Here is an 18,241-nt window from a genome sequence, read left to right as displayed (position 1 = left end):
ATCACTTCGTCCAGTTTTCGGCGAGGAAATCGACAAAGCAGCGTACTCTCGAAGAGAGGTGGCGTCTGGCGGCCCATAGCGCACAAAAATGCCCCTGCCTGACGCACGAACCCGGTAAAACTTCGCTCAAATCCCCCTTCTCCAGCGCGTCGCGAACGACAAAATCGGGTACGTAACTTATGCCCATCCCCGCCGCGCTTATGCCGATAACGGCTTCAATATTGTTGGCGGTTAACGCCGAAGCACAGGTGAAGTCTCCTGTTACGGTGATCCCCCGCAGCTCCCACGGCTGTATTAGACCCGTCGAGGGGAAGCGGAAAAGAACGCATTGGTGAGCGCTTAAATCCTCCTCCGCCCCCGGCGTGCCATATTCCTTCAGATAAGCGGGGCTGGCGCAGAGAACAAAACTGAAGCTGCCGAGCGTTTTCGACGTCAGCCTCGAATCAGCGAGGTCACCGCTTCGAATCACCACATCGAACCCTTCATCAATGATGTTTACCAGCCGATCGCTGAAGTCCAGATCCAGCTCTATCTGCGGATATTGGCGGGTAAAAGCAGGAAGAAGTGGAAGCAGCAGCCGATAGCCGATTACCGGAAGAGAAACCCTGAGTTTTCCCGCGGGCTGACCGATGCTGCTGGTCAACTCTGCCTCCGCTTCCTGTAACTGCTCAAGAATATGCTGGCAGCGAACCAGCAATACCGCCCCCTCCGCCGTCAGGCTGACGCTCCTCGTACTGCGGTTGAAGAGCCTGACGCCCAGCTTTTGTTCGAGTCTGGCCACATTTTTGCCAACTGCTGAAGCTGAAATGCCGAGCAACCTTGCAGCCTGTACAAAGCTCAGCGTTTCCGCAGTCCTTACAAAGGAGGTCAGTGAGGTGAAACTATCCATTGATTATGAACTTTATCTCTATTCTGTCGGTATATTCAGTCTATTTATCTAATTAATTGTCCGCAATAAGATGGCTGAAGTTTATTTGTTGCTCACGATTGTTCCGCCAACAAAGGTCATCAGATGCTCTCTTTCACTACATCGTTTCTTCGGCGCCCGGGAAGTCCTGCCGCGGCCTCAGTTTTTATAGCCGCCATGCTGCTGCCGTTCAGTTTTACCGGCGGTGTGGTGACCACTCCGGCTATCAGCCATGCGCTGGGCGGTTCACCGGCCGCTCTGTCATGGCTGACTAATGGATTTATGCTGACTTTCGGCGGCTTTCTGCTGTCCGCCGGCGTTATTGCGGATGCCGTAGGCAGAAAACGGGTATTCATCCTCGGTTTGCTTCTCTTTTGTCTTAGCTGCCTGCTCATTTGCCTGGCCGAAAATACGGCCGCGATCGGCGTGCTCAGGTCGCTACAGGGCGTAGCGGCGGCGATGACGCTCGCCGGCGGCAGCGCGGTGCTGGCTCAGCTCTATGATGGCGTTGCCCGAACCCGGGCGTTCAGCGTACTGGGTACGCTGTTTGGGGCAGGATTAGCATTCGGACCGCTGGCGATCGGGTATATAACCGACGCGTTAGGCTGGCGGTGGGTTTATGCCTCGATCGCCCTGCTTTCAGGAACCGTTATGCTGGCTGGCGCCCTGTTTATACCCGCCGCGCAAATAGGCTCCCGGCAAAAGGTGGATTATGCCGGCTTAGCGCTGTTCACCGCAGCCCTGGTTCTGTTTACTGCGGGGATAATGCTGGTGCCGACCTGGGGATTTTTCTCACTTCGCGGATTGGCGCTGTTTATCACCGCCCTGGTGCTGTTCACCGCGTTCACGGCCCGCTGCCTGAAAGTTACCTATCCGGTTTTCGATATATCACTTATGCGGCACCCGCGTTTCGTCGGCGTCCTGCTGCTGCCGGTGGCAACCTGCTATTGCTACGTGGTGCTGCTGATTATCGTCCCGCTGCATTTTATGGGGGGTGACGGATTGAACGAGACGCAAAGTGCTTTTTATCTTATGGCGCTGACGGCACCGATGCTGATCTTTCCCTCGTTTGCCGCTCTGCTGACCCGCTGGTTTACTCCGGGATCGGTTTCGGCCGCAGGGCTGATACTCTCTGCGGCAGGATTGCTTATTCTCGGGCAGGCGTTGCAGGGCACCAGCGGCACGCTTCTGCTATTTGCGCTGGCTTTAACCGGCGCCGGGGCGGCACTTCCGTGGGGGCTGATGGATGGTCTGGCCATTTCCTCAGTGCCTGTCGAAAAAGCCGGTATGGCAGCGGGTTTGTTTAACACTGTTCGCGTGGCTGGCGAGGGTATTGCGCTGGCAATGGTTTCAGCATTTTTAGTTGAAATGAACGCGCTCAGCCTCAGAAGAGTCCTTCCCGGCTATGCGCCAGACATTATTGATAACGCGGCGACGTGGCTTGGCGGCGGAAACACGGCACGGGCGGCGGCTCTCTTACCCGGTCTTTCTCATGCCTTGCTGAGAGAAAGCTATGATTCCGCCTATGTCTGGCTATTTCGCGTTCTCGCCGCCATCACGGTGCTATGCGCATTACTGGTCTGGCGGACGTTAGGGCAGAACAGCCGCGCTTACCCTGCCCCTGGGATCGGCTGAAAAGGATAATGGCTGGCATATGCTACCTGATTGCTTTTGGTCGTCTGTTTCCCCCGAATCCGGACCTTCCAGAGCATATCCGAAACGCATTTCCTCTCGCTGCCTACAACCGTGACGCTTTCTTTGGGGGATATGAGCGAGGTTACAGCGATTTTCCTGCTTACTCACCGCTAGCCCCAAAGAACAGCTGTCTGATTAAACCGCCTTGAGGGGTTAACTGAGATCCGGTGTTTCCGTGGAATGCCGGATTTGATGTGAATGTTCTTCAGTTCAAATGCGCGTTTTTCTGGTTGTATCTGAGACCTGATAGCGCAGAAATGAGAAAGCAAAAACGATGCATGGATTACCTTGCTATCGTTGCTTATAGAAACAGATGACGCCAATGATTAACTTTCGTAAGGTTAGAGCTGATTTTGAATACAATGATGGAGCAATCATGAACCGGTTTCAGGGGAAACGCATACTCATCACTGGTGGCACCAGCGGCATGGGCCTTGCTGGCGCTCTGCGCATCGTTAATGAAGGTGGTCAGGTCGCTATTACGGGACTCAATGAAGAACGTCTTAAGCGCGCCCGCCGTCTACTGCCTGAAACATCTCTGATTCTCAAAAGTGATGCTTCCAGCGAATCAGATATTTGCGAGTTACAAACTGCAATCAGCCACTGGGGCTCTCTCGATGGACTTTGGCTTAATGCTGGGTTCGCAGAAGTTGGCTCTCCGGAATCTGTTACAGCTGATGCGTTTAATCAAATGATGAATGCCAACGTCCGTGGTCCGATGCTACAACTGGCAGCACTCTCCGACGCCCTTAACCCCGGTTCCAGTGTTCTGGTAACATCTTCTTCGTCAGTTTATGAAGGTGCTGCAATGACAAGCCTTTATGCCGCAACCAAAGGTGCCGTTATTGCGATGGTTAAGAGTTGGGCTTCCGCACTTGCTGGACGACGCATTCGCGCAAATACCCTGGTGCCCGGCCCAATTGAAACGAACTTCAGGCATTTCATGCCGGAAGAATCTCGCCAGCAGTTTGAAGATTTTGTGGTCAGTCAGGTACCTCTTGGGCGTGCCGGAACGGCGGATGAAGCCGCCGCCGTAGCGCTCTTTCTGCTCTCCGATGATGCATCGTACGTTACAGGAAGCCAATATGCTGTTGATGGCGGCTTAGTACATCACTGAGACTGAAAGGAAGGTGGTTCGTGCTGTAAGTATCCCGCATTATCGCGCCATGCGCATTTAGAGACTTTCCGGCATGCTCTGAAGCGCCAGTTACCATTCAGCTTTTCCATGAATAGACTGTCGTGTGCCATGAAATCCCGGATCTTTGACGCGAATGCGAGAGAATGGATTAGTGCAAAAACATGCCCTGTGAAGCCGGCGGTTTCACAATGAATAATGATTTGTCTCCCGCTCTCTCCGGTAAAGAGAGAGCGGGAGGTTAGCCTATAAGTATTATCCGGATATCATTAACGTTGGTTAAAGTTGGACCTGTTATCAGCAAATCATCAATTGCGTGAAAATAGCTGTAACTGTCGTGGGCGTTCAGGTAGCGATACGCATCCAGCCCGCTGGCATTTCCGCGCGCCAGCGAATCAGGATAAATTATTGCGCCTGCCGCATCCTCCGTGCCATCTATGCCATCACTGTCACCCGCGATAGCCCAGATACCGCCTTCTCCCCTCAGTGCGCAAGCTAACCCAAGTAAAAACTCGGTGTTACGACCGCCTTTCCCCGCCGCTCCACCGCTAACCGTAACCGTTGTTTCACCTCCCGACAGCAACACGACCGGCCCCTTCAACGGCTGACCGTACCGCTTCACCGATTGAGCTATGCCCGCCATTACGGTTGCCACTTCCCGACTCTCACCCTCTATAGCATCACCGAGTATCAGTGGGGTAATCCCGTGATGACGCGCCGCGTTGGCTGCGACCTGCAATGCCATTGCTGGGGTGGCAATCATCCGGACCTCACCGGTGGCCAGCGCATCTAACAACACAGGCGGCTGTCGCAGCACATGGCGAACCGCGGCGGAGACCGGAATACCGTAGCGTTCGAGCACCTTCAGCGCATCTCCTGGCGTGCTGCTGTCAGCCACCGTCGGACCGGATGCCACATCAGCCGGATTATCCCCCGGCACATCACTGATAATCAGTGAAACCACTCGTGCAGGCTGCGCCTGTATAGCCAGCCTGCCGCCTTTTACCGCCGACAGATGACGTCTCACCAGATTCATTTCCCTGATGCTGGCCCCACTGTGCAACAGAGCTCGGGTAACCGACTGTTTATCGGCCAGCGTGATGCCCGGCGCGGGTAATGCCATCACGGCGGAGCCACCACCGGATATCAGCGCCAGCACCAGATCGTCAGGTGTCAGGCCACGCAGAGCTTCCAGAATCAGCATTGCTGCAGCTTCACTCATCGCATCTGAAACCGGGTGGGAAGCCTCCAGAATACGGATACGCCCGGCAGGCACTGCATGGCCGTAGCGTGTCACCACCACACCGCTGACATTCACGTCTGGCCAGGCTGCATCCACCGCCGCAGCCATGGCGGCCGAGGCCTTCCCTGCGCCCACGACGATACAACGTCCGGTGGGTTTCTGCGGCAGCGCAGCCGTAACCACAGGCCCGGGGCGGGCACGGTCAACCGCCTGTTTAAAGATATCCTCCAGTATCGCTGCGGCCCGATCGTTTCTCATCGTTATGCACTCTCGGCAACGGTTGAACGGGATTCGATGAACTGCACGACGGCGCGGGTGACATCAGCCGTTTTTGCCGTGCCGCCCACGTCGGGCGTCAGGATGCCGCGGGTGCAGACATACTCGATCCCTTCCATTATCAGCGCAGCGGCCTCGTGCTCCCCCAGGTGCTCCAGCATCTGTACCGCAGTCCAGAAAGTAGCGATCGGGTTAGCGATGCCCTTACCGGTGATATCAAAGGCTGACCCGTGAATTGGCTCGAACATCGAAGGGAAACGCCGCTCAGGATCGATATTCGCCGTCGGAGCCACGCCAAGGCTGCCGGCCAGCGCACCCGCCAGATCGGACAGAATGTCGGCATGTAAATTGGTGGCGACTATCGTGTCAAGGGTCTGCGGATGCAGTGTCATGCGGTGCGTCATGGCATCAACCAGCATTTTGTCCCACTGCACATCCGGGAACTCCTGTGCGACTTCAGCCGCAATTTCATCCCACATCACCATGCCGTGACGCTGCGCATTGGATTTGGTCACTACTGTCAGCAATTTACGCGGACGTGACTGAGCCAGTTTAAAGGCATACCGCATGATGCGCGTGACCCCTACGCGGGTGAAAATCGCCACTTCGGTGCCAACCTCTTCCGGCAGGCCTTTATGGGTACGTCCACCGTTCCCGGAGTATTCGCCTTCGGAGTTTTCACGCACGATGACCCAGTCAAGATCGCCCGGTCCCCGGTTACGCAGCGGCGACGTCACACCCGGCAGAATTTTTGTCGGGCGCACATTCGCGTACTGATCGAATCCCTGGCAAATCGGCAGGCGAAGCCCCCAGAGGGTAATGTGATCGGGTACATCCGGTGCGCCGACCGCGCCGAAATAGATAGCATCGAATCTTTTCAGCATCTGTAGCCCCTCTTCCGGCATCATGAGGCCATAGCGCTTATAGTAGTCGGAGCCCCAGTCGAAGGTTTGGATATCAAATTTCAGCTGCGGATCTCGATGTGACAGCGCTTTCAGAACTTCAATGCCGGCTGAGATTACCTCAGGGCCAATACCGTCAGCAGGAATAGCGGCAATAGAGTAGTTACGCATGGTGTTTCTCCGTGTAGATTAATGGATATGAGGTTGATGAAGTTCTGCGCTTTGTGGCCTTTTCGCTTTTCCGGCTAAAATCAGCACCGTCAGGGCTGAAACGATCAGCAGTCCGGCCACGAAATAGAGCCCCCAGGTATAGCTGCCGGTTTGCTGGCGAATGACGCCAATCATCATCGGCCCGACAAAACCACCGAGGTTGCCAATCGAGTTGATGGCTGCTATGCCCGCGGCGGCTGCCGGCCCGCTCAGAAACAGAGTTGGCATGCTCCACAGCGGAGGCTTGGATGCGCTGATCCCGACGGTGACCAGGGTCAGTGCGATAATCACCGAGAAAAGGGTGCTGACGCTTCCGGCATACACCAGCCCGGCAGCCGCCAGCAGACAGGCAGCAATAACGTGCCAGCTGCGCTCGCGGGTCCGGTCGGAGTGACGGGCCCAGAGGATCATGGCAACAACGCCGATCACCGCAGGGAAAGCATTGAGGAAGCCAATTTCAAACGATGAGGCGCCGAAGCTGTGAATTATCTGCGGTGCCCAGATCCCCAAGGTGTAAAGGCCGGCCGATGTTCCGAAGTAGACAAGCGCCAGTGCCAAAACCCGCTTATCCGCCAGGCCGCGCCATGCGCTGCTATGGCTTTTCCCTACGGCACGAGCCTGCTCTTCAGCCTGCATGGTATTTTGCAGCCAGGTACGCTCTTCTTCAGTCAGCCATTTCGCTTTGGCCGGACGGTCGGTGAGCCAGAACAGGACAACGATGCCCAGCAGTAAGGCCGGGATCGCCTCCAGCACGAACATCCATTGCCAGCCGGCAAACCCCATCAGCCCGTGCATCTCCAGCAGGGCTGCAGAAATAGGTGATCCAAGTGCAGTAGAGAGCGGTGCCGCCGCCATAAAAATGGCAGTGACCTGCGCACGTTTTACGGCCGGGAACCAGTAGCTGAGATAAAGAATAATACCGGGGAAGAAACCGGCCTCGGCCACGCCGAGCAGAAAGCGCAGAATATAGAAACTGGTCGTGCCCTGTACAAATGCCATACAACCGGAGACCAGCCCCCAGGTGATCATGACGCGGGCTATCCAGATACGGGCACCGACTTTATGCAGAATTAAATTAGACGGGACTTCAAACAGAAAGTAGCCAAGAAAAAAAATCCCGGCCCCCATCCCGAAGACCATCGGAGAAAACCCCAGGTCCTGATTCATAGTCAGGGCGGCAAAGCCAATATTAACCCGGTCAAGAAAAGCGATAAAATACAGAAGCATGATAAAAGGAATAATTCGCAGCGTTACTTTGCGCATCACCTTTTTTTCGAGGTCGTTGTGCATATCAGGATGCTCCACAGTCATGTAGGGTTGTTATCGTTTTGTTGTTAACTTATCGTTTAGTTGTGAACACAGTATGCTGTTTTGACTGGCTTTATCATCGGCACCGGTTTATATAAATAATTTGCACAATCTGAATTCGGATAATAAATGGATATAAATCAGTTGAAATGCTTCGTGGTGTTAGGTGATGAGCTTCACTTTGGCAGGGCTGCCCGTAAGCTTGAAATGATGCCTGCATCACTCAGCCGTTTTATCCGGCTGCTGGAAGAGGATTTGGGTCTGCGTCTGCTGAATCGTTCGACCCGTAATGTGTCTCTGACCCGGGAAGGCGCTGATTTTTTGAGAGAGGCCAAAGCCGTTGTTGCGGACTTTGATGCGCTACGATTGAGGTTTCATAACAACATCGCGTTGCAGAAAAAAACGCTGCGGATCGGCGCCATTGACAGCGCGGCAAGGGGATTACTGCCGAAACTGCTCAATCTGTTCGTCAGTGCTTTCCCTGATGCCGATATTCATATCACCGAAGATAAATCGCACAGTCTGATCCCCCGGTTGACCTCCGGCTGGCTGGATCTGGTGTTTGTTCGGCCACCAGAACAGACTGACGTCTCCCTGACCACCCGATTTATTGCCCATGAAACTTGTGTGCTTGCGGTGCCTGCTCATCATCGGCTGGTGAATCTCAAACAGGTGGGTATTGAAGATTTTTGCAACGAGCCGGTAATCGTGCCGGAAAGACGCACCCGCCCTCACAGCCATGACCTGACGATGAACCTGTTCAGAGCTGCGGGTAAGCACCCGGTTATTGCTCAGTATGCCGAAGAAAAGCAGACCATCCTGAGCTTTGTCGCAGCAGAGTTGGGAGTGGCGCTCGTCCCCTCCTCTTACTGCAATATGAACGCGGACGGCGTGCGGTATCTGCCACTGGCCCCGGTTGAGAGTATTGAAGGGTTACCGCTGTGCGCGATGTGGCATCAGGGAAGCAGGAATGAGTATGTTAATGCTGTGCTTAATATCCTTGCGCAGGATATTGATATATTAACGAAAGACCTGTAGTGGCAGGGCTTACCACCTGAAAATCGCCGGACTTAAATTCTGTATCTGAAAACCGGCCATATTAGTTCCTCATGCTTACCGGAAATAGATCATCGGGGCTTTTCTGAGTTAGAAAAGTTAGCTCAGGAATGAAATCTGATTAATGGTGGGGTTGTCGCCACTGATATAAATTTAACGATGGTTTTCCGCTTCTTCAGATTCGTATAGCCCGCCCCCTTGAACCCACAGCCCAAAAGCGGACGTCAGCAGGCACCTCCGTTCAGTCAGCGTCAAGCCATCATCCTGAGGCGGTGCGCCTTTTTCCGGCTGCGCATGTTCTGTTGACTTATTCTGTAAAAGGATTACTTTTCAGGACATGAAAAAGATACTCATTATTGTCCCCGATGGCGGCATGCTGTTCGAATCCGCCGGTATTGCCGACATTCTGATGCAGGCCAACCGCCTGCATCAGGAAGGCGCTACGGACGCCTGTTACCAGGTTCAGTTAGCGACAACCCAACCGCATCAGGTTATCCATGGTCAGTCGGGTTTAAATCTACTGGCAGATCATCGCCTGCATGAGATAGACCCTCGCGAGCCACTCGATACCATCATTATCACCGGCAGAGGTCAAAACCCGCAGGAAGGCGTTGCGGTGGTCGACTGGCTGCGCCTTGCCGCTCCCCATGCCCGCCGCATTGCATCCATTTGCGGCGGTGCGATGCTGCTGGCGCAAAGCGGGCTGCTGGACGGCAGACGAGCCACCACTCACTGGAAGCTGCTGGAAACCCTGCAGGCAGAATTTCCCCAGGTGCGCGTCGAAGGCGGTCCGCTGTACGTTCAGGACGAACACATCTGGACATCAGGCGGGGTCAGTTCCGGCTTTGACCTTACCCTGGCGCTGGTGGAAGAGGACTACGGCTTCAGCCTGGCGCGCGACATCGCCCAGGACTTCGTTATGTACCTGCGCCGTCCCGGAGGCCAGCTGCAGTTTAGCCGCTACAACCTTCAGCAGACCAGCACCCTGGGCCCGATTAACGATCTACTGGCCTGGCTGCTCGAGAACCTCACCGCCGATCTCAGCGTCGATAAGCTGGCGGCAAGAGTCGCCATGAGTCCGCGCAACTTCACCCGCGTGTTTACCCGGGAAACCGGCGCTTCGCCGGCGCGCTACGTCGCCGAAGCCCGCCTGGCCGCCGCCCGCCAGCGTCTGGAGCAGACCAACGAGACGCTGGATCGTATCGCCGAACAAAGCGGATTTGGCAGCAGCATTAACCTGCGACGGCTATTTGAAAAACAGCTTCACCTCACGCCCGGTGAATATCGCCAGCGCTTTCACTGCCGCAAAATGGCGTAAAGTGATCCTTTTTTGTCATTTACGCCAACTGACGACCGGCCTACATTACCTGCAGAGACAACAGATAAGGAGTTGATCATGGTAAAGGTCGGTATTAACGGTTTTGGCCGTATCGGACGCAACGTACTGCGTGCTGCACTGGGTAATCCTGATATTCAGATTGTGGCAATCAACGATCTGACAGACAGTAAAACGCTGGCACATCTGCTGAAATACGACTCGCTGCTCGGAAAACTCGACGCCGAGGTCACCGCCGGTGAGGGGCAGCTTGTGGTTGACGGTAATCCCATTACCGTGTTCAGCGAACGCGACCCGGCCAACATCCCGTGGCGTCAGAGTGAAGTCGATATCGTCATTGAAGCCACCGGCTTCTTCACTGACCGTGACAAAGCGGCGGCACACATCCACAGCGGCGGCGCAAAGCGAGTGATTATCTCCGCCCCCGGTAAAAACGATGATTTAACCATCGTGATGGGCGTGAACGACGGCCTCTACTCTCCGGATAAGCACTACGTGGTCAGCAACGGCAGCTGCACCACCAACGGTCTGGCGCCTGCCGCGCAGGTTCTGCACCAGCATTTCGGTATTAAGCATGGCCTGATGAACACCACCCACGCCTACACCAACAGCCAGGCGCTGCACGACCAGCCGGAAAAAGATCTTCGTGGTGCCCGCGCTGCGGCACTGTCGATTGTGCCTTACTCCAGCGGTGCCGCGAAGGCGCTCGGCAAAGTCATTCCCGAGCTCGATGGCCGCTTAACCGGCTACTCGCTGCGCGTACCGGTTCCGGTGGTCTCCATTGTCGACCTGACCGTAACGCTTGAGCGGGATGTGACGGCAGAAGAGGTCAATAATGCGTTTCGTGAAGCCGCCGCCGCGGGGCCGCTGCAAGGGATCCTCGGCTATAGCGATGAACCCCTCGTCTCAAGCGACTACCAGGGTGACCCGCGTTCTTCCATTATCGACGGTCTGTCAACGCTGGTGATTGGCGGCAATATGGTCAAAATTCTGGCGTGGTACGACAATGAATGGGGATTCTCCAGTCGCCTAGTCGAGCTGGCGCTGTTGATGGCAAGGCGTGAACGCTAACCCCCTGCTCTGCAGCTTTCTTTAAAATCCACGCCTGGCGTGGATTTTTTATCTCTGGCGCGAGTGAGTAGCCGCATGGCGGCGTATTGAAAGTGGGTCAATCGATCCCTGCTTAACCTCTTAACGGCAAAACCGGAATGTCCAGTTTGTGATTAACCAGGACAACATTAAGCTGTTTTGACCAACGAGGAGTACACCCTGTTCGAAGCACAATTTCTGGCGCTGGTTTCAGCCCCGGACGTTGCACCGGTACCGGAGGCCCTGTGCCAGCTTTTCGGGGACCTTATATGGCGGGACTAAAAAATACAGTCGGCATTGTCGAACGTCGCACGCCAGCTACGACTGAATACGGGCAGTCGCGCTGAAACGACAGTGGTCAACCACCGTCAGAGCTGAAATGACCAGTTGATTCTGAGCCGTCGGAACAATTTTTGCCCAACCGTTGGCTATCTTTTCAAATCCCCGTCCAACCACATCCCGTGCGCTGAGGCCGGGAATACTCTGCATCGGGCGTTAACCTTGTCGTGAGAACAATTTGCTCCCCATCTGTTCCTCAAGATGACGGATTTGTTGGCTAACGACACCGGTTGTGATACACATTTTCTGCAGCAAGTTTCATACTTCCCTGACGACTGACTTCGATAAACATCCGTAATGGAGATAGCGGAATATTGTGTGACATAGAATTCCTCTCCCGGGACTCTGTAGCACCACTAATTAGTTGAAATATTATTTTGTCACTTTACTCTTTAAGACCATCGGTGCTTTTCCCGGGCTGACAACCAGCCATACTGAAACACATACAATAATGGCGCCAATAATAAAGCCTTCATTAATGGTTTCCCCCAGAGCCAGATATTCCCACAACACCGCGAAGGGGGGAATTAAAAAAGTCACGGTCAGTGAGCGCAGGGGCCCAATATCCGCGATAAGTCGAAAATAGAGAATATAGGCAAAGGCTGTACAAATGAGACCGACAGCCACCACGCTTGCCCACACGTTGCCTTGCAGCCAGTTAATCGATGGTCCGGTCGTGCTGCTCCAGATAAAGAAGGGCAACAAAAACAACGTCGCACCGATCTGACTGCCAAAGGCAACGACTTTCGGATCAAGCCCACCATTGTTTGAGATCCACCGGCGTGTCAGGAAACCCGCGATGCCATAGCACCCGGTCGCTACCAGACAAGCGATAACCCCGGCGAGGGTTTCATTAGTGGACTGCGATTCACCGATGGTGGTAATGACCATGATTCCGACCAGGCCAAGCACCACGCCGCCCCATTTCCGTGCCGTCAGTTTCTCGCTAAAGAAAGCAAACCCAATTAATGCGCCCATCAGCGGCGTCGTCGCGTTAAGTACGGCGGAATACCCCGCAGGTAGCCATCGTGCCGCGAGGCAATACATGAAAAACGGCAGCCCGGAATTAATCACACCCAGAATAAGAGAAGATTTAAACTTCCCTTCAAAGTTATATGAAGACTTCAGAACAAAAATAATGACCGCCAGCCCCAAAAGGCCAAATAATACGCGCAGGAATGCCGTATTAATAGCCCCAAACTCGGGAGAGGCTATACGCATAAACAAAAAACTGGCGCCCCAGATGGCTGCAAGAACTATTAGCCGGATGTAGTCTGCAATACGCATTTAGCCCCCTCTTTTTATTAAAGGAAAAATGTTGTATATATGACTTAAGTTAACAAAACTTAAACATGAAAAAACTGTAAGAGTATGTCAGTAAACACACAAGCAAGTTTTTCTTTTATAATTAAGTTTAACTAACGCATAGAGTCGGACGTATTATGAAACTCCCACCTTTACATGCACTTATGTGTTTTGAATCAACAGCAAGACATTTAAGTATGAAAAAAGCGGCGGAAGAATTATGCGTGACATCCAGTGCGGTCAGCCAGCAAATTGCCAAGCTGGAAGATATGACCAGCATACGGCTCTTTATCCGTAGCCCCAGAAGTCTGGAGCTGACGGATGAAGCCCGCATTTATCTGCGCGCGATCCGCCCGGCGTTCAGCCAGATTGAAGAAGCGACACTGCGGCTGATGAATGAAGGTAAACCGAATAAGATAACCATCAGTTGCACCAGTGGTTTTGCGATCCAGTGGTTGCTGCCGCGTCTCCCGGGGTTTGAAAAGGAGAACCCCGGAGTGGAGGTGCAAATCAGCACCACTAACCGGCGGGTAGACTTATTGTCAGAAGGGATAGATTTTGCGGTAAGACACGGCCTGGGGCGTTATCCCGGACTCGAATCTGAATGTCTTCTTAACGACAGGCTCCAGCCCGTTTGTAGCCCGCGTCTTATCCCCCAGACGCTGCCCTTGTCCTCCCCCCTTGATATTACCCGGTATACCTTGCTCCACGATGAACATCGCATGGACTGGGCGATCTGGTTTAATGCGGCGGGGCTCCCGGATACCGATACGAATAAAGGCCCTGTTTTTGTCGACTCAAACGGAGTTCTGGAAGCAGCACTGGCAGGAAAAGGGATCGCGCTTATCCGCAGTGCGCTGGTCCGGGAGGAGCTCAAAAATGGAACCCTCATTAATCCCCTCAGAGTGGCCATCGAATCACCGATCGCGTATTACCTGGTGTACGATGAGTCCGCTATTTTGCAGCGAATAAGCCGACGATTCCGGGACTGGATCGCCGCCACTGCCGCCGCTGACAAGAATGAATACCCCGTCTAATCCGCTTGTCGGCAGCGCTCTCTGACAGGCACACTTTTCTACACGCGCTATGCCCCGGAGATAAACAAACTATGCACCTGGAGTGCCCGCAACGTTTCCCCACTCTCGACGACGCTATCGCCCTGATCCGCGATAAACGTCAGCTCCATCCGTAAGAGTGGTATGAAACGCCGAAGCCGTCGCTAACCCGCCTGGCCGAGTATGCCATTATACGTGAACGAGCCATCGCCGCAGCGGAACAGCACCATGAGCAATAGCCGCCAAAGTAAAAATTCTGGTTTCGCCAGCGCCACCGAGGTGGCGCGCCTGGTGGGCGTCTGATAAAGCCCCTCCGGCTTCGTCTGTTGGCGATCTGTGGACCAGAACTGAAATGCCCCCCGGTAGTATTTCTTTCAACTATCGGTCAACTTCCCGCGTCCTGACTCCTTCCTGAATATCGTCATCTTCCGCATAAAGTGGTGAAATCAATAAAATGTGATTTCAGGATACTCGCTCATAAAGCATCCCATAACCTCTGCTCATAGAGGACCTGACAGGCGGAATTTTTAGACTGACAAAATCATTTATTTCAGCCCAATTTATGTGATGGCATAATCAGACTGGCAAAAGTGAGGGTAAAAATGGATAAAACATCTAAAAATCAGATAGTAGATAGCGACATTGCACGTTTATTGCTTAAACACAGAAAGGCTCGCAGCTTGACGGTAACGGAGCTTGCCCAACGATCGGGCGTCAGTCAGGCCATGATTAGCAAAGTTGAACGAGGCGCCTCCAGCCCCAGCGCAACTATCCTGAGTCGTTTAGCCAACGCCATGAATATAACGCTATCAAAACTTTTTGCGGAGCTTGAGCAACATCAGAACTCACTGGTTCGTTTCGCCGATCAGCAGCAGCATTGGACAGACGAACAATCCGGCATTACCCGCTGGTCGCTGTCCCCAGCGGGGGCATGCCCGGAAATTATAAAAGTTGAAATTCCCGCGATGGGTCAACTGACGATACCCGCCTCTGCGAGTGAGCACCTTTCCGGGCAAACGCTTTGGATGCTGAGCGGCAGCCTTGATTTTCGGGTCAATCATCAGACCCATCATTTACAAGCCGGTGACTGTCTGGCCCTTACCTTTGCAAGCGAGTACCAAATGAGCAATCCTGATAGCGAGCAGAGCTGTTCTTACATCGTCGCTTTTAGTCAAAAAAATCAATGATATTGCCCTGGTAACCGGGTTACATCACATTAGACTTGCGTAGATGTAACAGGGGGTAAGGCCTTCCCTGATTATCCAGCTCGGAACGCCCTGTAAGCTGAAAGCCCATATGCTGATAAAACCCTACAGCTTGCTGATTTTGTTCATTTACATCGACGCTTAAATCAGGATGCAGAGCCAGCGCATGTGAGATCAGCCGTTTTCCGACGCCAAGTCCGCGAGCAGAAGCATCGACAAAAAGTGCCTCCAGATGGCCCTCATGCAAAAACATGAATCCTAGCGGTTGGTCTTCCTGATTTGTTGCTACCAATACAGGGGTTTCTGAAAAAAAACTGACAACTTCTTTTTCGATCTCTTGTCGGTCGTGGGCGGTCAGAAAATCGTGCGTAGCATCGACAGAATTTTTCCAAATTTGGATGATTTCCGACGCTTCGGATGGTCGTGACGTTCTGATTTTTAACATTTTTTCTACCTTAACGTGGTCATTGCTTTGTGCATTTACATACAAAATAAGTCTACTTAAATTTACTATAGTGAAATTAAATTCACAATAGTGCTTTTACTTCCCTACCTTATCATCCCCTATGAGAAGTGCTAATACGCTGGTTAGTCTGCGTCCTCTTACCCGCTGCTGGAAAATTACGTAGCGAATGCGATAAACCCTCCGCTTCTCTTCGGCAGAAAGAACGAAGGCATGTACTGGAGGTAAGTGGCGATAGCCGAGGATGAGATCGAGTTCAATTTCAGCACCTGATAAGGGATGATAACTAATCTGGTCCCTACGAAAACCACTCATACTTTGAGGCACGACAGAGACACCTCCCCCCCCACAGACACCAATGACAAGAATGCATGCATTCCATATGCGTCCAGCCGGGTTTAGCGCCAGGGCGGATAACCTGCAGATAAAAGCTCCGCCCCTCAGGCATTGGTCATAAAATAAAGGGTTCACCTGCAAGATGCCCTATTCAGGGACCTTACTGAAGACCGACGATAAGCGCGCGCTGGAAGTTTGAGTGTTTTGCAGACCGCTCCGTGCCAGCAGCGGACGTTGCAAAACTGATGGGGAATTAGTTAGCAATGGGCATGTTAGCGAGGAGTTTAACAAGACGTTTTCTCACTTCCTTATAACCGTTGCTTTCATAAAACTTGTGCGCTCTGACTCTGCTTTCACTGCTTGAAAGCTCAATCTGAGAACATCCCTTATCCAGGGCGATTCGCTCAGCGGCGATGAGAAGTTTCCGACCGATTCCCGCCCCTCGCGACGATTCACCTATGACCAGAGCTGAAATTAATGCCCATAAGCCGTCTTCATGAACAGGCGTGATAAAATTCACCACAATAACCCCGTAGAGTTCCTTTTCTGATTCAGCAACCAGGATACTAAGATTGGTATTCTTCTGATTAATATGTTGTTTTAAGCGTTCAGCATCTGTCTGATAGCCCAATTGTAAAAAAAGTTTGTTTAAAGACGGTATATCTTTTAATTCGGGTGCCCTAATTAAGGTCATTGCCATTACCTTCTGCAGAAGAGTTGAGTAAAAATATCCAAATTTCGCTAAAGTTGCCAGGGCAGATCGTCGCTCAACGCAGCCTCTCAGCGCCCCACCCACTCCCTGTCGGAAGCGGACACCTCTAAGTTCAGTCTACATTCATCAAAGAGGTAATAAGTGCGGCATCAGAAGAGAAAACAACCTGGGTTAGATGAATGAGAGAGCAAACAGGAGGGTTATGGAAAAGCAAAAAAAAATCGGCCGATTTTCTCGCAGCCAGTCATTGCATCGCTTTAAAGGAAAAAGGGGTTGCCAGCGAACCGGCAACCCCTTCATAAAGGCGCTTCAGGCCTGTCCAGACAATCTCCGCCCCTGAACGGCGGGAGTTTCCCCGCCGGGGTTGGCTACTTAGCGGATTCGTAAGCCATAAAAGCCGCCACCTCCCTGCTCGTGTCCCTGTACCGGATTTCGCAGAGCGATTTACGGGTCAGATAAGTGAATATCAGCAGTGTTAGGCACACTATTAATACACACCAGATCAGGGTACTTCGTGGCAGTTTCATAGCCTTCATCTCTGTCAACGCAAAGCAGAAGTGGCACCTTTACTGCGAAACAGAGATGTCCTGCTTTATTTCAGAGAATGCGTTTGACCGCCTCGCTATAAACTTCCGCGCGTTCTCTTTTCCCAACAGAAATCACAAAGACGACAACCTTCTCGTCTATGACCTGATATACAAGACGATAGCCTGAAGACCGGAGCTTAATCTTGTAACAGTCAGGCACACCACGAAGCTTGTTCGCTTCAATTCGGGGTGACTCAAGCACTTCAGCCAGCTTCTTTTTCAACTGTTCACGTACCGTCGAGCCCAGCTTTCGCCATTCCTTTAGTGCACGCTCGTCAAAATCCAGAAAATATGCCATCAGAGCTCATCCAGTGTCACACGCACTGGCTTAGGATTGCGAAGACGCTCTTTTACTATCTCCACGAGCTCAGCATCTTCATCACTCAGGAGTATCTGTTTGAACGGCAAACGTTCATTTTCAGCAATATATTCAAGCATGAGACGAAGCGCCTCAGAGGGAGTTACACCCATTTTTTCGAGCGCAGCGTAAGAACGCGCTTTAAGTTCATCATCAATACGCAGGTTGATGCTACCCATGTCCCACACCTCTTGTAAATACAAATGTCATTACGAGTATCGCACTACAACATGTTTACGGCAAGTCACGAAGGAAGTCAGCAAACAAGACGTCAGAAGGGTGAGCACGCTTTGTGCCAGAAGCTGGCGTAAAAACATTGGATTATGTTAATCAAGTGGAACTTGCCAGTTCGTTTTCTGAATTAAAATCCTATTTGCGCATGTGTTATTCACATTTGATGCCGAGTATTGTCCACCAGAGGGATAGTCATTAGCACAATCAACCCGACGGGTAATAGGTTTCATACAAAAATCTACAAGAAACCACAAAATATCAGAGCGTATGTATTGTCACGCATGGGCAAGTCAGTCAGGGAGTACTGGCGGTGCTTAAAGAAGGAACTATCGATAACTTTTCGCGGTACGCTCACCCCAATGCAAGTTACTCTGTACTCGATTTCTGGGATGGGAAATGCATAGCCGTCAGATGGGGTATTGCCACACACCTACTTCTACTCGAACACCAGAACGCTTAACTTCATGTGAATCTCCGCCCTGCAAACAAG

Annotated in this window: 18 protein-coding genes and 1 pseudogene; 8 read left to right on the top strand and 11 right to left on the bottom strand. The window is 52.6% G+C overall.

Going from position 1 to position 18,241, the window contains the following annotated elements; all coding sequences use genetic code 11:
- Position 1 precedes the first annotated feature (1 nt).
- The gene (locus HCK03_RS12885; protein WP_167691688.1) at positions 2 to 889 is read right to left on the bottom strand and encodes a LysR family transcriptional regulator; all 888 of its coding nucleotides are present in this window, start codon (positions 887 to 889) and stop codon (positions 2 to 4) included.
- Positions 890 to 1,012: 123 nt separating this feature from the next.
- On the opposite strand from HCK03_RS12885, the gene HCK03_RS12880 reads away from it, so the two are divergent.
- Positions 1,013 to 2,542 (top strand): MFS transporter, encoded by a 1,530-nt coding sequence (locus tag HCK03_RS12880; protein WP_167691687.1) that lies wholly within the window; start codon positions 1,013 to 1,015, stop codon positions 2,540 to 2,542.
- 436 nt (positions 2,543 to 2,978) lie between these two features.
- Positions 2,979 to 3,719, top strand: coding sequence for an SDR family oxidoreductase (locus tag HCK03_RS12875; RefSeq protein ID WP_167692437.1), 741 nt, complete (start codon positions 2,979 to 2,981; stop codon positions 3,717 to 3,719).
- Positions 3,720 to 3,978: 259 nt separating this feature from the next.
- Here HCK03_RS12875 and HCK03_RS12870 read toward each other — a convergent pair whose 3' ends face one another.
- The 3 genes from HCK03_RS12870 to HCK03_RS12860 are packed head-to-tail and all read right to left on the bottom strand — an operon-like array spanning position 3,979 to position 7,658.
- Complete coding sequence (locus tag HCK03_RS12870; protein WP_167691686.1) at positions 3,979 to 5,238, bottom strand: glycerate kinase type-2 family protein; 1,260 nt, start codon at positions 5,236 to 5,238, stop codon at positions 3,979 to 3,981.
- Positions 5,239 to 5,240: 2 nt separating this feature from the next.
- The gene (locus tag HCK03_RS12865) at positions 5,241 to 6,329 is read right to left on the bottom strand and encodes a tartrate dehydrogenase (protein ID WP_041145674.1); all 1,089 of its coding nucleotides are present in this window, start codon (positions 6,327 to 6,329) and stop codon (positions 5,241 to 5,243) included.
- A gap of 18 nt (positions 6,330 to 6,347) precedes the next feature.
- Positions 6,348 to 7,658 carry an MFS transporter gene (locus tag HCK03_RS12860; protein ID WP_167691685.1) on the bottom strand — a complete coding sequence of 437 codons (1,311 nt, stop codon included), beginning with the start codon at positions 7,656 to 7,658 and terminating at the stop codon, positions 6,348 to 6,350.
- 147 nt (positions 7,659 to 7,805) lie between these two features.
- Here HCK03_RS12860 and HCK03_RS12855 point away from each other — a divergent pair, with 147 nt between their 5' ends.
- The 3 genes from HCK03_RS12855 to gap all read left to right on the top strand — a co-directional run bounded on the left by HCK03_RS12855 (position 7,806) and on the right by gap (position 11,139).
- A complete protein-coding gene (locus HCK03_RS12855; protein ID WP_041145676.1) occupies positions 7,806 to 8,714 on the top strand; it encodes a LysR family transcriptional regulator in 909 nt (302 codons plus the stop codon).
- Positions 8,715 to 9,069: 355 nt separating this feature from the next.
- Entirely contained in the window at positions 9,070 to 10,050 is a 981-nt protein-coding gene (locus tag HCK03_RS12850) for a GlxA family transcriptional regulator (RefSeq protein WP_135184586.1), read from the top strand.
- Positions 10,051 to 10,128: 78 nt separating this feature from the next.
- Complete coding sequence (gene gap / locus HCK03_RS12845) at positions 10,129 to 11,139, top strand: type I glyceraldehyde-3-phosphate dehydrogenase (RefSeq protein WP_167691684.1); 1,011 nt, start codon at positions 10,129 to 10,131, stop codon at positions 11,137 to 11,139.
- Positions 11,140 to 11,652: 513 nt separating this feature from the next.
- Here gap and HCK03_RS26630 read toward each other — a convergent pair.
- Positions 11,653 to 11,739 carry a LysR family transcriptional regulator gene (locus tag HCK03_RS26630; RefSeq protein WP_071844925.1) on the bottom strand — a complete coding sequence of 29 codons (87 nt, stop codon included), beginning with the start codon at positions 11,737 to 11,739 and terminating at the stop codon, positions 11,653 to 11,655.
- Between the two features lie 129 nt (positions 11,740 to 11,868).
- Positions 11,869 to 12,783 carry a DMT family transporter gene (locus tag HCK03_RS12835; RefSeq protein WP_167691683.1) on the bottom strand — a complete coding sequence of 305 codons (915 nt, stop codon included), beginning with the start codon at positions 12,781 to 12,783 and terminating at the stop codon, positions 11,869 to 11,871.
- Positions 12,784 to 12,938: 155 nt separating this feature from the next.
- Here HCK03_RS12835 and gcvA point away from each other — a divergent pair, with 155 nt between their 5' ends.
- The gene (gcvA, locus tag HCK03_RS12830) at positions 12,939 to 13,838 is read left to right on the top strand and encodes a transcriptional regulator GcvA (RefSeq protein ID WP_167691682.1); all 900 of its coding nucleotides are present in this window, start codon (positions 12,939 to 12,941) and stop codon (positions 13,836 to 13,838) included.
- A 620-nt stretch (positions 13,839 to 14,458) separates the two neighbouring features.
- Entirely contained in the window at positions 14,459 to 15,043 is a 585-nt protein-coding gene (locus tag HCK03_RS12825) for a helix-turn-helix domain-containing protein (RefSeq protein WP_167691681.1), read from the top strand.
- Between the two features lie 19 nt (positions 15,044 to 15,062).
- Here the strand turns inward: HCK03_RS12825 and HCK03_RS12820 are convergent, their stop codons facing one another.
- From HCK03_RS12820 to relB, 5 genes are all read right to left on the bottom strand, one after another.
- Entirely contained in the window at positions 15,063 to 15,506 is a 444-nt protein-coding gene (locus HCK03_RS12820; RefSeq protein ID WP_041145682.1) for an acetyltransferase, read from the bottom strand.
- A 607-nt stretch (positions 15,507 to 16,113) separates the two neighbouring features.
- The gene (locus HCK03_RS12815) at positions 16,114 to 16,554 is read right to left on the bottom strand and encodes a GNAT family N-acetyltransferase (protein ID WP_167692436.1); all 441 of its coding nucleotides are present in this window, start codon (positions 16,552 to 16,554) and stop codon (positions 16,114 to 16,116) included.
- A 386-nt stretch (positions 16,555 to 16,940) separates the two neighbouring features.
- Positions 16,941 to 17,099, bottom strand: coding sequence for a type I toxin-antitoxin system Hok/Gef family toxin (locus tag HCK03_RS12810; RefSeq protein WP_064349756.1), 159 nt, complete (start codon positions 17,097 to 17,099; stop codon positions 16,941 to 16,943).
- Between the two features lie 70 nt (positions 17,100 to 17,169).
- The gene (gene relE / locus HCK03_RS12805) at positions 17,170 to 17,457 is read right to left on the bottom strand and encodes a type II toxin-antitoxin system mRNA interferase RelE (protein ID WP_041145684.1); all 288 of its coding nucleotides are present in this window, start codon (positions 17,455 to 17,457) and stop codon (positions 17,170 to 17,172) included.
- Complete coding sequence (relB, locus tag HCK03_RS12800; RefSeq protein ID WP_041145685.1) at positions 17,457 to 17,696, bottom strand: type II toxin-antitoxin system antitoxin RelB; 240 nt, start codon at positions 17,694 to 17,696, stop codon at positions 17,457 to 17,459. The genes relE and relB overlap by 1 nt, the downstream gene beginning before the upstream one ends.
- Before the next feature lie 196 nt (positions 17,697 to 17,892).
- Between relB and HCK03_RS12795 the strand changes: the two are divergent.
- Positions 17,893 to 18,211, top strand: a pseudogene (locus HCK03_RS12795) (histidine phosphatase family protein); the annotation flags it as partial.
- Between the last annotated feature and the right edge of the window lie 30 nt (positions 18,212 to 18,241).

The organism is Klebsiella terrigena, from assembly GCF_012029655.1.
Classification (GTDB): domain Bacteria; phylum Pseudomonadota; class Gammaproteobacteria; order Enterobacterales; family Enterobacteriaceae; genus Klebsiella; species Klebsiella terrigena.
The sequence above is the reverse complement of the archived record's forward strand: the minus strand, read 5'-3'. Positions and strand labels throughout refer to the sequence as shown.